The sequence below is a fragment of the Bradyrhizobium sp. CCGUVB1N3 genome, from assembly GCF_024199925.1.
Lineage (GTDB): Bacteria > Pseudomonadota > Alphaproteobacteria > Rhizobiales > Xanthobacteraceae > Bradyrhizobium.
Genome location: NZ_JANADR010000001.1, coordinates 5,552,592 through 5,565,550, shown reverse-complemented (window position 1 = coordinate 5,565,550; position 12,959 = coordinate 5,552,592). Strand labels below are relative to the sequence as shown.

13 protein-coding genes are annotated in these 12,959 nt (G+C 65.0%); 7 read left to right on the top strand and 6 right to left on the bottom strand.

What is annotated here, in order from left to right; translation table 11 throughout:
- Nucleotides 1-68 precede the first annotated feature (68 nt).
- A complete protein-coding gene (locus NLM33_RS26565) occupies nt 69-266 on the bottom strand; it encodes a hypothetical protein (protein WP_254100299.1) in 198 nt (65 codons plus the stop codon).
- A gap of 232 nt (nt 267-498) precedes the next feature.
- Between NLM33_RS26565 and NLM33_RS26560 the strand changes: the two genes are divergently transcribed.
- From NLM33_RS26560 to NLM33_RS26550, 3 genes are all read left to right on the top strand, one after another.
- Entirely contained in the window at nt 499-3,690 is a 3,192-nt protein-coding gene (locus tag NLM33_RS26560; protein WP_254100297.1) for an autotransporter domain-containing protein, read from the top strand.
- Between the two features lies 1 nt (nt 3,691).
- Nucleotides 3,692-4,249, top strand: coding sequence for an NYN domain-containing protein (locus NLM33_RS26555; RefSeq protein ID WP_254100295.1), 558 nt, complete (start codon nt 3,692-3,694; stop codon nt 4,247-4,249).
- Nucleotides 4,250-4,438: 189 nt separating this feature from the next.
- Nucleotides 4,439-5,233, top strand: a complete 795-nt coding sequence (locus tag NLM33_RS26550; RefSeq protein WP_254100293.1) for an outer membrane protein — start codon at nt 4,439-4,441, stop codon at nt 5,231-5,233.
- 131 nt (nt 5,234-5,364) lie between these two features.
- Here the strand turns inward: NLM33_RS26550 and NLM33_RS26545 are convergent, their stop codons facing one another.
- Nucleotides 5,365-5,943 carry a hypothetical protein gene (locus NLM33_RS26545; RefSeq protein WP_254105887.1) on the bottom strand — a complete coding sequence of 193 codons (579 nt, stop codon included), beginning with the start codon at nt 5,941-5,943 and terminating at the stop codon, nt 5,365-5,367.
- A 266-nt stretch (nt 5,944-6,209) separates the two neighbouring features.
- On the opposite strand from NLM33_RS26545, the gene NLM33_RS26540 reads away from it, so the two are divergent.
- Entirely contained in the window at nt 6,210-6,683 is a 474-nt protein-coding gene (locus NLM33_RS26540; RefSeq protein WP_254100291.1) for a DUF4188 domain-containing protein, read from the top strand.
- A 10-nt stretch (nt 6,684-6,693) separates the two neighbouring features.
- Here NLM33_RS26540 and NLM33_RS26535 read toward each other — a convergent pair whose 3' ends face one another.
- The 3 genes from NLM33_RS26535 to NLM33_RS26525 form a co-directional block, all read right to left on the bottom strand.
- Nucleotides 6,694-8,007: a tetratricopeptide repeat protein gene (locus NLM33_RS26535; protein ID WP_254100289.1), complete on the bottom strand. Its 1,314-nt coding sequence runs from the start codon at nt 8,005-8,007 to the stop codon at nt 6,694-6,696.
- An 11-nt stretch (nt 8,008-8,018) separates the two neighbouring features.
- Complete coding sequence (locus tag NLM33_RS26530; RefSeq protein ID WP_254100287.1) at nt 8,019-9,029, bottom strand: aldo/keto reductase; 1,011 nt, start codon at nt 9,027-9,029, stop codon at nt 8,019-8,021.
- Nucleotides 9,030-9,305: 276 nt separating this feature from the next.
- Complete coding sequence (locus tag NLM33_RS26525; RefSeq protein ID WP_254100285.1) at nt 9,306-9,731, bottom strand: PaaI family thioesterase; 426 nt, start codon at nt 9,729-9,731, stop codon at nt 9,306-9,308.
- A gap of 74 nt (nt 9,732-9,805) precedes the next feature.
- Here NLM33_RS26525 and NLM33_RS26520 point away from each other — a divergent pair, with 74 nt between their 5' ends.
- Both NLM33_RS26520 and NLM33_RS26515 read left to right on the top strand, forming a co-directional pair.
- On the top strand, nt 9,806-10,432 hold the full coding sequence (locus tag NLM33_RS26520) for a CoA pyrophosphatase (protein ID WP_254100283.1): 627 nt from the start codon (nt 9,806-9,808) through the stop codon (nt 10,430-10,432).
- Nucleotides 10,433-10,491: 59 nt separating this feature from the next.
- Entirely contained in the window at nt 10,492-11,682 is a 1,191-nt protein-coding gene (locus NLM33_RS26515) for a hypothetical protein (RefSeq protein ID WP_254100281.1), read from the top strand.
- 140 nt (nt 11,683-11,822) lie between these two features.
- Here NLM33_RS26515 and NLM33_RS26510 read toward each other — a convergent pair whose 3' ends face one another.
- On the bottom strand, nt 11,823-12,143 hold the full coding sequence (locus NLM33_RS26510; protein ID WP_254100279.1) for a hypothetical protein: 321 nt from the start codon (nt 12,141-12,143) through the stop codon (nt 11,823-11,825).
- A gap of 228 nt (nt 12,144-12,371) precedes the next feature.
- Between NLM33_RS26510 and NLM33_RS26505 the strand changes: the two genes are divergently transcribed.
- Nucleotides 12,372-12,848, top strand: a complete 477-nt coding sequence (locus NLM33_RS26505; protein ID WP_254100277.1) for a hypothetical protein — start codon at nt 12,372-12,374, stop codon at nt 12,846-12,848.
- Nucleotides 12,849-12,959 lie beyond the last annotated feature (111 nt).

Sequence of the window (12,959 nt, the reverse complement as noted above, 5' to 3'; positions counted from 1 at the left end):
GTCCTCTACGGAATTACAGTGCACTCGCTCGACCTGATAGACCGCAAAATCGCTAGTTAAGTGCACTGTCACCGGCTGGCCACCGTCACGATCGCATGGCGCTGAAGGTGAAGTGATTGGCGCTGGAGTTCAATGACGACGTAGCCGGCGTCTCCTGCGCTCTGATCGCGCCGCCATCGGGTGGCGAGCCATGCGGACGGATGCAGTCCGCAGTTGCGCTTGAAGCTGCTTTCGGGGCGCTTCTGCCCGTGGCCGTTCTGCATCATGGAGCGGCCGTCGCGATCGTAGGGCGCTGATGGTGAAACGATTGGCGGTGCGTTCCAAGACAGCGAGCCGCGCATAGCTCACTGATACCAGGAGCAGTTTAAGCGCGATTCAGTCCCGCCATGTGGCCGGGACGAGTCGCCTGACCGGTGTCCGCACCGGGATCGATCATGGTTTCGCACGAGGTCAAGCATGCCGAGGGGTACACGTCTTTCATTCAACTCTGACGCAGGTATGAACCGGGCTCTTGTCCGCGGTGGCTTTGCTCCACGCGCGGCTTCCCTGATGGCGTTGCTGATCGGCTCGACCGCGCTGACCGGCGTCGCGCTGTCGCTGGTTGGCCCCGCGCACGCCGGCACCCCGGATTGGATCAGTAGCGGTACCGGGTCGAACGACTGGTTCATTGCGGGCAACTGGAGTCCGTCGGGGGTGCCGAACGCCACGGACACGGTCACGATCGATACGGTGTCGCCCAGTGACACCGTCATCCGCGGCGCAACGGCATCGGCACAGCTGACATTCGTGGGTGCCGCGGGCACCGGCAGCCTCACCATCCTCAACGCCCTCGGCACCTCCACCGGCGGGATACTGAACGACGCCAACGGCTACATCGGCTATCTCGCGAACAGCAATGGCACCGTCAACGTCTCCGGAGCCAACTCGGCTTGGAACAACAGCGGCACTTTGGAGGTCGGCTTCGGCGGCACCGGCAACCTGACGGTGATTAACGGTGGTGCCGTCAGCAATACTCAGGGACTTGTCGGGGTTCAAGCCGGTTCGACCGGCAACGTTCGGGTCGATGGCGCCGGTTCGACATGGAGCAACAGCGGCGAAGTTTATGTCGGCTCTTCCGGCACCGGCACGGTGACGATCGCCAACGGCGCCGCGGTGACCAGCGGCCTGGATGCCTATCTCGGCTTCAGCTCGACCGGAAACGGCACGCTCAATGTGACCGGAGCGGGCTCGAGCTTCACGGTGGCGGCCGGTGGCGGCAACTTCCTGACGATCGGCAAAGGCGGAACGGGCACGATGACGATCGCCAATGGCGGCTCGGTCAGCAATCTCAACGCGTCGATCGGCTCGTTGGCCCTCTCCACGGGCACGGTCACGGTCACCGGCGCCGGTTCGACGTGGACCAATGGCGGCGGTCTCTATGTCGGCGACGCTGGCACCGGCATGCTGAACATTTGGAGCGGCGGCAAGGTCACGAGCGGGGCCGCACGTGTCGGTTACATCGGCGGAAGCGGATCCGTCGTGGTGGACGGTGCGGGCTCGACCTGGGCGGCTGGCGGCTTGACTGTCGGGAGCGCCGGTTCGGGCATGCTCGTGATCAGGAATGGCGGTGCGGTGAGCGGCACGTACGGCGTCATCGGCCTTGCCGCGAGCGGCGTCGTTGCGGTCGACGGCGCGGGCTCGACGTGGAGCAGCAGCAGCGACCTCTACCTCGGCTACAACTCTAACGGCACGCTGACCATTGCGAACGGCGGCGCAGTCTCGGTCGCAGGCGCGATCTATGTCGCCGACCAAGCCGGCTCGACCGGCACGCTCTACATCGGCGCGGCGCCGGGCTCGGCGGCGGCGGCGCCGGGCACATTGACGGCGTCCACGATCCAGTTCGGCGCCGGCACCGGTGTGATCGTTTTCAATCACACTTCGTCGAACTATGTTTTCGCGCCGGACATCAGCGGCGGCGGGAGCGTCGCCCAGTTTTCGGGCACCACGATCCTGACCGGGAACAGCACCTATACCGGGTCGACCGTCGTTAACGGCGGCACGCTGTCGGTGAACGGCTCGATCGGAAACTCCGCCACCACGGTGTTTGGCGGCGGCACGCTGGGCGGCATCGGCACGGTCGGCGACACCACGATCTACGGCGGCACGCTGGCGCCGGGCAACGCGATCGGCCCGAACTCGATCGGCACGCTCACCATCGCCGGCAATCTGGTGCTGACCACGGCCGCGACCTACATGGTCCAGGTCTCCGGCACATCCGCCAGCAACACCGTGGTGGCCGGCGCAGCGCAGATCGACGGCACCGTTGTTGTGAACCTGACCGGCCGCGTCTCGTCGACCACGACCTACACCATCCTCACCTCGGCGAACACGACCGGGACGTTCGGATCGGTCTCGATGAGCAACTCCGCCTACGGCCGCAACGCGCGGGTGAGCTACTCGGGCAACAACGTGCTGCTGACGCTCGACCCCGGATTGCTGTCGCCGTCGCTGCCGGGCTTTGCCAACATCAACCAGAAGAATGTCGCCGCAGGGATCGACAACGCGCTGCTCGGCGGCGGCTCGATGACGACCGGCTTCAACACGCTGTTCGGCGCGACGGGCCAAAACCTCCTCAACGGGCTGACGCAGGCCTCCGGCGAAGTCGCCACCGGCGCGCAGCAAGGCACCTTCAGTGCCATGGGCCAGTTCCTCAACACGATGCTCGATCCGTTCTTAGGCAACCGCAACGATCCAAGCGAGCCGGAGGGCGGGGCCTCGCGCTATGCCGACGACGGCGCAGCCACGCGTACGAACGCGGGTCGCGACGCCCATGCGGCAATCGACAAGGCGCGTGGGAATTCCTTCACGCAACGCTGGAACGTGTGGGCGGCCGGCTATGGCGGCTCGCAGACCACCGACGGCAATACCGTGGTCGGCTCAAACACCGCGACGAGCCGCATCGCCGGCGTGGCCGCGGGCGCCGATTACCTGATATCGCCGAACACGCGGGTCGGTTTCGCGCTCGGCGGCGGCGGCACCAGCTTTGGCGTCGCCAACGGGCTCGGCACTGGAAGCTCCGACCTGTTCCAGGCCGGCGTCTACGCACGCCACACCATGGGCAATGCCTACGTTGCCGGCGCGCTCGCCTATGGCTGGCAGGATGTGACGACGGATCGCACGGTGACCATCGCCGGCGTCGATCATCTGCGCGCGCGGTTCAATGCCAACGCGCTGTCGGGACGCCTCGAAGGCGGTTATCGCTATGTCACGCCCTGGATGGGGATCACGCCGTATGCGGCGGCGCAGTTCACCAGTTTCTTCCTGCCGGGCTATGGCGAGCAGGCGGTCTCCGGCGCCAACACTTTTGCGCTGAACTATGCCGGCAGGGACGTCACCGCCACCCGCAGCGAGCTCGGCCTGCGCACTGATCGTTCGTATGCCCTGGAGACGGCGCTCCTCACGCTGCGCAGCCGTGCGGCATGGGCGCACGACTTCAATCCGGATCGCGCGATCTCGGCCACCTTCCAGACCCTGCCGGGCGCGAGCTTCGTGGTGAACGGCGCGGCGCAGGCGCACGATGCCACGCTGGTCACGGGCGCGACGGAGCTGAAATGGCTGAACGGATTCTCGCTGTCCGGCACCTTCGAGGGCGAGTTCTCGAACGTCACCCGCAGCTACACCGGCAAGGGCATCGCGCGGTATCAGTGGTAATATGTCGTCTTTCCTCTCCGGCAGGATCGCGCTCTTCATCGATGGTGCCAATCTGCACGCGACCGCCAAGGCGCTTGGCTTCGAGATCGACTACGGCCGTCTGCTCGACGCGTGCAAGGCGCGTGGCAATCCGGTGCGCGCATTCTACTACACCGCGATCGTCGAGGATCAGGAGCATGTTCCGCTTCGCACCCTGGTCGATTGGCTGGACTATAACGGCTACGCCGTCGTCACCAAGGCGGCCAAGGAATACGTCGACGCCAGCGGCCACCGCAAGTTCAAGGGCAAGATGGACGTCGAGCTTGCGGTCGACGCCATGGAGCTTGCCGCGCACATCGACCAGATGGTGCTGTTCTCAGGCGACGGCGATCTTCGATCGCTGGTCGAAGCCGTGCAGCGGCGGGGCGTCCGCGTCACCGTGGTCTCGACGCTTCACCCGCCAATGATTGCGGAGGAGTTGCGACGCCAGGCCGATGTCTTCATCGATCTCATGGAGTTGCGATCGATGATCGGTCGCGATCGGCCACAGCGCTCGCCAACGCGCCTGCACGCACCATAGAATCCGTGGGGCCTCGAAGGGCGACGGCAGGAGCGCTTCTGTGTGGCAGTTCTGCATCACGGAGCCGCCGTCACGCCCGCAGGGCGCTATTGGTGAAGCGATTGGCGCTATATTCCAAGACGGCGAACTCCGCGTACCTCATTGATGCCAGGAGCAGAGGGACTTTTGATGAATCGGATCGTGATTGGAATGGCGGCGGCGGTGTCGCTGCTTGCAACGGGCGCGATGGCTGCTGACCTGGCGCCGAAGCCTTACGTCAAGGCGCCGCCGATGGTCGATCCCGGCTACAATTGGACGGGGTTTTATGCGGGGTTGAACGGCGGCTATAGCTGGGGCCGCTCCAACGCCACGGTCATGTCGACCACCCCGCTTGCTGTGAGCATCGGACAGAGCGTTGATGGGGGGCTTGGCGGCGGTCAAATCGGCTACAACTGGCAGGTCGATCGGAAATGGGTCCTGGGTGTCGAGGCCGATATTCAAGGAACTGGCGAGCGCGGCCGTTCGATCGACACGCTGACGGCGGTCAGGACCGCTTTTGTTGGCATTACCGGCACCGCCGACAGCAGCACTGATTTTCCGTGGTTTGCAACCTTCCGCGGTCGCGCCGGACTATTGGCCGATCCCAGCCTGCTGCTCTATGCGACCGGGGGTCTGGCGGTCGGAGAGGTCAAGTTCGGCACTCAGGCAACGCTGACCGGGCAACGGTTCGATGGCAGCAACGCGCCGGTCGGAGCGCCGGTTACGGTTGTCGGCGCGGCGGTCTCCGAGAGCCAGACTCGCTTGGGCTGGACCGCAGGGGCCGGCATCGAAAAGAAATTCAACCGCAACTGGTCAGCGAAACTCGAATACCTCTATCTCGATCTGGGGTCGCCCACCTACTTCGGTGGCACCGCCAACGAGACTACAGTCAAGTTCCACGATCATATCCTGCGGGCTGGCTTCAACTACCAGTTCACGTCCGGACCAGTGGTCGCCAAGTACTGAGAGCCCGGAAGCTTAGCGACCGGGCGTCATGAAGCACGAAACGTTGTGGATCGTCGTCCCAGCCCTTGGGGTAGCAATGCTATTGGCCGCGATCCATCCTGCTCCTTGGCAGGTAAGCGGCCGTCCGCTGCCTACTTGAACGGATCCTGGATCGACGGCGAGGACTGCCGGACGCGGCGCACGCTCACCGGCGTGCCGTCGGAGACGAACAGCAGCTCGTACTTGCGGCCCTCATTGTCGGTCGCGGTGCAGGTGATGTTCGAGACCTGCTTTGCGGCGAAATTGCCGGTCTGGCGGCAGATGCCGGTGGAAGTCTGCTCGGCCGGCACCGGCAGGCCGTCGACCCGCGGCCGGTCCTTGGAGTTGAGCAGCATGCGGTCGATCGGCAGCTCATAGGAATTGTCGTCGGCGCGCTTGCCGTTCTCGCCGGAGAACGAAACGACATGGCTGTCGTCGGCGGGGTCGTCGACCGCGACCGCGAAATTGACCCGGCCCTTGTCGCCATGGGCGTAGGCCACCGTCTTGCAGCCGAATTCGCGCCCGGCGATCTTCAGCGTCTTGCACTGGCCCGACATCAGCGCCAGCAGGTCGATGAAGGAGTTTTGCGGCTCCGCCTGGTTGTTGACCCGGATGGGGGCGGAAGACCCGGCAAAACAGGGAGTTGCGAGAGCGACCAGGCTCGCGGCCAGAACCGGTCGGAAGCGGCGCATCACCGGGCTCGCATGGCGCGTGGCGGAAACGGAAAAGCTCCGTGCATCAACCATCGAACCACCAATTGGTTGCGATCCCGTTTGTTGTGCCAAGCACATGCCCGTCTGGAATACCACCGCGCCACCTGCCGGCGATTCGCGAAAACCGCCCCAACCCCCGTCCCGGCGCGCACTTGTCGCCAGGGCCATGTTTTTTTCGTGGCAAAGCTTGTCGCGGCGACCGCCCTCCGGCAGTCTTTCCGGAAATCTACGGGGGGAGGCTTCGCATGGCCAAGGTAATCCCGAGCCGCGTCGCCGGCCGGATCGAAGGCGATTTCGTCGTGTTCCTGATCGGCATGCGCGTCAACAAGCCGTGGGCGCTCCACAAATGGCTGCCGGTCGCGCTCGCCATGCCGAGGATGATCAAGGAGCTGGAGAAGGCCTCAAAGGAGGTCGGCTTCCTCGGTCACACCGAACTCGGCCTTCTCAACATGGTGCAGTATTGGCGGAGCTTTGATCATCTGGAGCGCTACGCCAGGGCGCGCGACGCGCAGCACTGGCCGGCCTGGGTTGATTTCAACCGGCGCCTGAAGGACAGCCGCGGCGACGTCGGCATCTGGCACGAGACCTACAGGGTCCACGCCGGCGACTATGAGGCGATCTACAGCGGCATGCCTCCGTTCGGTCTCGGCAAGGCCGGCGCCTCCAGCGGCATTACCGACGCCAACGACAGCGCAAGGCAGCGGCTCGGCGCCGCTTGATCGGGGCGTTTCACTGAAGTGCCGTCTGCCAGCGCGCATCGCGCGGCGAAGGGCGGCGGTGCAGGCGGGCGTCGAGCATCGCGCGGGCGCGTGCGAGCTCGCCGCTGCGCATCAAGGCGACGATAAAAGTATCCTCGATCAGCTCCCGCTGGGCGTGGCTGCCGCCGATCCGCACGACATCGGAAAGAGCCGGCGCGAGCACGTGCACGCACGTGGCAAAATCCTCGTCGGCGAAGGCCGTCATCGCGCGGCAGATCGCGGGCACCACGGGGCCCGCAGGCAGCTTGCCGTCGGCCAGCCGCTGCTCGATGACGGCAAGACGCGGGGCCAGTGCGTCGCGATCTTGCGTGGCGGCCGCGAACAGCGCCATGTGGACGTCGGCAAAGGGGATGCTCGATTTCGGAAACAGTTTTTGCGCGGTGGCGTCAGCCTCGGTCCAGAGCTCTTTCGGCACTGCGTGACCATAGGCCGACAGGCGCCACAACAGCGAGGCGCCGTCGGTGATCACGTTGAGCGGCGGCGCCTGCGTCATCGACGGCTGCAGCGCGTCGGCATAGATCGCGAGCGCGCGCGCCGCATTGCCGTGCTCGAGCGCGCCGAGCGCCTGGTGCCAGCGGATATGGCCGTGCAGGATTCCGGAACGGTCATAGCCGCCGATCCATTCGTCGACGAGACGGTCCGCCTCGTCGATCGAACCGTCCTCGAACATCGCATGCAGCACGGCGTGGGCGCCATGCGCGTTTTCGCGCTTCAGGCCAAAGCCGCGCTCGGTGATGGCGCGGCCGTGCGCAACATCGCCATTCTCCGTGATCGCCCAGCCGTAGAGCGTGAGGAACCACCAGTCCTCGCCATAGTGATCCGCGACGCTTGCGCACAGGTCCTGCCGCGCGCGGTCGTGATCGGCCATGCCGGAGAAAGCGAACAGGCCGAACGCGCCGAGCGGCAGTGCCAGCACCACCGCATCGCGCGGCCATGCCTCGATATGCTTCAAGGTCGCAGCCAGCGCCTCCGGCAGACGTCCCTCGACCGCGAGCGCCAGCGCCTCGACATGCGAGCGTTCGCGCTCCGTGCCGCGCTTCGCCACCAGCTCGCGCGCGAGGCCCGCTTTCTTCCGCGCGAGCTCGCCCTGCTGATAGAAGGAATGCAGGCGGGCGCGCGCGATGTGCGCCAGTGCGAAATCAGGATCAGCCTCGATGGCGCGCTCCAGCGTCTCCGCTGCGCCGGTCCAGCCCGCGAGCAAGAGGTCGACGCCCTCGCGATACGCGCTTGCCGCCGCATCGGATATGGTGGAGAGCGGAAGCCCGTAGCGGTCCTGATACGCCATGGTCGCTTCCTTTACGCTGTCCGCGCGCGGCGGCCTTCGATCGGATAGGCCGGGTCGTTATAGCCCGGAGTCGAGGGATGGCCCGATGTCACCAGGGCGTCGATCAACGCCTCGTCCTCTGCGGTGAAGCGATAGTCGAGCGCGCGGATGTAGTCGTCCCACTGCTCCTCGGTGCGCGGGCCGGCGATCACCGAGGTGACGAAAGCGGAGTTGAGCACCCAGGCGACTGCGAACTGGCCGGCAGTGATGCCCTTTTTCTCCGCATGCTGCTTGATCTCCTGCGCGAGCTTGAGCGACTCGGGACGCCATTCCGTCTGCATCATGCGGGTGTCGTTGCGGCCCGCGCGCGTCTCCTTGTCGGGCGGTGCGTCCGGGCTGTATTTGCCTGTCAGCACGCCGCGCGCCAGCGGGCTGTAGGGCACGATACCGAGGCCGTAATAGCCGCAGGCCGGAAAGTGCTCGACCTCCGGCATGCGGTTCATGGCGTTGTAGTAGGGCTGGCTCACCACGGGCCGGTCGATGCCGAGCCGGTCGCAGATGTTGCAGATCTCGGCGAGGCGCCAGGCGCGGTAGTTCGAGACGCCGAAATAGCGCACCTTGCCCGCACGGATCAGGTCTCCTATCGCGCGCACGGTCTCCTCCAGCGGCGTCGCATGGTCTTCCTTGTGCAGATAGTAGACGTCGATGAAATCGGTGCCGAGGCGCTTCAAGCTCTCGTCCGCTGCCTGCAACACCCAGCGCCGCGACAGGCCGCCGCGATTGGGGTCATCGCCCATGGGATTGGCGAGTTTTGTGGCGAGTACCCAGGCGTGACGGTTGTTGGCAATCGCGCGGCCGACGACCTCTTCCGAACCGCCGTTCGAATACGCGTCGGCCGTGTCGATGAAGTTGATACCGGCCTCGCGCGCCTTCGCGATGATTTTTGCGGAATCCGCCTCACTGGTGGGGCCGCCGAACATCATCGTGCCCAGACAGATCGGCGAGACTTTCAGGCCACTGCGGCCGAGCTGGCGGTATTGCATGGGCTATTCCTCAACGTGTTTGTGGGCGCCAGCATAGCGGCCCAACTTCGCCATTGCGAGCGCAGCAGAGCAATCCAGAAATGCTTCAATACGCATGCTCTCTCAGTATCGTCGTCCTGGACAAGCGAGCGGAGCGAGCGCTGATCCAGGACCCATAACCACAGGAAGTGGTTTGGCGAAGACTCGTGGTTGACCAGCTTCGCGCCACGGCTGCTCCCTGGGGTAATGGGTCCTGGCTTTCGCCAGGACGACGTCGGAGGACGTCTTGCAATGAGCCTACTCCGGCCCCTTCAAGATCTTGAACACACCATTCGCCATCACGATGCAGCGGTCGTCGACGGTGACCTCGGTGTTCATGAAAACGAGGCTGCGGGTCGAGCGCACCACGCGCGGGCGCGAGATCAGGATGTCGCCGATCTTGCCGGCCTCGACGAAATGGGTGTCGAGCTGCACCGTCGCCATGTACTGCTTGCCGGTGACGTATCGCGCGGTCATGCCGCAGGTTCGGTCGGCGAAGGTCATCGTCACGCCGCCCTGCACCATGCCGCGGCGGTTGTGATGCTTGTCCTGCGTGATCAGCGCGTATTCATACTGGCCGTCGACCCGGCGCTCCCACAAGGGACCGATGAGGTGCATGAAACCGGTGGTTTCGACAACGGCCCAGCCGTCGTGCTTGAGTCTTGCGGCGGCCTTGTCGATCATATCCGGGTCCGTCTGTGAAAGCGGAGCATGTGCGCCTCATTTCATCAAGCGCGCTCCTGGTGTAGTCAAGCATCATGAGACCGTTCGACGATGCCACACGGCGGAATATCGCCGGCGCCTGCGCGGCGTTCGTGCGCCTGCCGGACGATGACGAGCCGCCAGCACTGAAGCGCGCCGCTGTTGCCATTGCGCTTGCCGCTGCAGGCGAGGGGCGCGACACCGCGCTGCTGCTCACCTTGCGTGCGTCTCACCTGCGCGCTCATCGCGGGCAATGGGCCTTGCCCGGCGGACGCTGCGATGCCGGTGAAACGCCGGTCGCGGCGGCGCTGCGGGAGCTCGACGAGGAGCTCGGATTGAGGCTTGCTGCGGACGCGGTGCTCGGCCTCCTGGACGACTACCCGACCCGCTCCGGCTATCTGATCACGCCCGTCGTGGTCTGGGCCGCCGACAGTGGACGAATCGTGCCGAACCCAGAGGAGGTCGCCTCCGTGCACCCAATAGCGCTTGCTACGATCGAGCGCGATGACGCCTTCGACTTCGTCGCCATCCCCGAAAGCGCACGGCGCGTGATCCGCTTCCATCACGAGGGGAGCCTGATCCACGCTCCGACCGCCGCGCTGATCTATCAGTTCCGCGAGGTGCTGGCGGGGCGCGCAACCCGTGTTGCCGAGCTGGAACAGCCGGTGTTCGCCTGGAAATGACCTTAGAAGTAAACGGCGTTTTAACCTGACAGTCACGCGGTGCTTGCTAAGACGGTACCATGCATCACCAACCGATTCGGCACGCGCTGACGCTTGCACCGTTTGCGTTCGTCCTGTTCGCATCGCCTGCGCCCGCGCGCGACTCCTCCGCACTACCGCCGGCCGTCGGCAACGCGATGGCGCAGGCGTCGCCGCAAGCCATCCTCGAATATCGCCGCCGCCTCCAGGAGTACCAGGAGGCGCGCGCCGCCTTTGACGCGGAGGCCGGAGCCTATTGGGGCCAGATCGCGGAGAAGCGCCGCACCCGCAACGCCAAGCGGCGCGGCGGGCAGCAGATCACGCTCGACGATTACGTGCTGGAGCCGCCGCCGCTCTATACCGGGCCTAAGCGGCCGGTGAATCCGGAACCCACCGAAGAGCCGGAGCCGCGCCCGCGCAAGCCGATCCCCGTCGTTGCCGATCTGTTGCGCGCGTCGCAGGAGCTCTATCAGTTTACGCCGCAGCGGCCCGCGACCGAAGTCGAGTTCAAGCGTGCCTACGCGCGTTATGCGCTCGCCTTCGGGCTGACGCGCGAGCAGGCGGTGCGGGTCTATTCGTTCGAGACCGGCGGCACCGGCAATCACGACGTGCAAGCGGGAATTGAACATGGCGGCAAGCGCGCGATCTCGACCGCGATCGGCTACAACCAGTTGCTGACGACCAACAGCGTCGAACTGCTCGCCGAGCAGGGTCACGAGTTGATCCGCGCGCTCTCCGAGAAGACCGCACAGAGCTCAGGTGCAGCGCGCAAGGCGCTTGAGTACAAGCTCGCCGTGTTGAAGAAGATGGTGGCGCACGCAAAGTCGGTGCCGGATACCTGGTCGGAGCATGAGAAGATCGGCGACACCGCACAGGGCTGGGCAATGCACGCCATGGTGCTGGACATCGACGTCGGGCCGATGCTTCAGACCCACAAGCTTTTGACCTCCGTGCTGTTCGCGCGCGCCAAGGGCTATACCCGCCCGCTCACCGCCGCCGAGCTCGAGATGATGAACCTCACCGGCGACGGTACCGGCCTCGACATGGTGACGATGCCCCAGGCCATGCGCGAGCAGGTGCCGACCTCGAACTTCTTCCAGCGCGGCGGCTACGAGCGCAACCCGGTCGCGATCCGCCACAACACGGTGGCGAAGCTGCTGGCGGTGACGGATGCACGGATGGATTCGAACAGCAACAATGCTGGGGCGAGGGAGTTGGCGGGGGCGTTTTAGAAGGTGGCCGTCATGCCCCGCGAAGGCGGGGCATCCAGTACGCCGTGCCCTCTCCGCATCCCATAGCTGTCTCTGGAATACTGGATCACCCGCTTTCGCGGGTGATGACACCGAATGTGTGGCGCCGCTCCGCCGCCCCCTTACTGGTCCGGGCCGAACTTGAACCGTCCGTCGCCCTCGAGGTACGGGCCGGTGCGCATGTAGAGCTGGCCGTTCTGGCCGATGAAGAACAGCGTGCCGCGTGGCACCTTCTTGGCGCCCTTCAGGAGGTCGCCGGCATTGCTGGTGCCCATCTTGTAAGAGAAAGTCTTGCCTTCCTTGTCATAGGCATAGCCCATGTCGGCCTTCAGCTCCCACGGCGTCGCGGCGGTCTGCGCGACGGCCGGCGCGGCGAGCGCCCCGAAGATCACTGCCCCAAACATCGCCGCAGCCATCGAGGCCTTCGTTCCAAATCCAGTCATCCTCATCCTCCCCATAACCACTTGGCCGCCGTTTCGAACAAATCGCGAACAGTCTTTGCCGGTCAATACACGCCTCGATCGCAACGCACCACGACCCGTCGAACGGGTCGTGGTCCCCAATCACATCCTGCCCAGCAGTTTGTGATTTTCCCTTCGTTCGCTCGCGACTATGTTCCGCTTTCCATCTAGAACGCAATTCGACAAAGAGATTGGGTAGGGATGATTCGCATGAACCATGTCATAAAAATTTGCTTGCCCGCCGCGTTGCTGATGACGCTCGCGCCCGTCGCCCATGCCGACGACTACCAGCTCAGCCACAACCAGCGGATTTCCTGCAGCCGCGGCCTTGCCCCGGGCAAGCTGAACACCGCGACCTGCAGGTCCTACACTTATCTCTTCAATACCAAGACCTCGGAATATTTCCGCTGCCAGGTCTCGCTTGCGCTGACCCGCGACAACAAGGAAGTCATCAACGTGCAGACCGACGGCGGCTGTACCAAGAAGCCGCGCATCTTCGAGACCGACGGCCACTACGATTTCGATGCCACCGAGACCGAGCCGCCGAACACCAACTCGTTCTTTGGCCCCGGCGGCTATTCGGTGTGGGCCGCCGACATGACCGCGCAGAAGGTGCGCGGCTGCATCACCATCTCCTCCGGCCTCGGCTCCGACATCTCCAAGTGTCTGGACATGACTTTCCAGTGACGGTGCGCTCCCTTCCCAGCTTGCGGGCAGGGCAATCGGATATGCAAAAGAACCGGGTGAGCGGTCTCTTTGCGGCCCATCCTTCGAGACGCCCGCCGTTGGCGGGCTCCT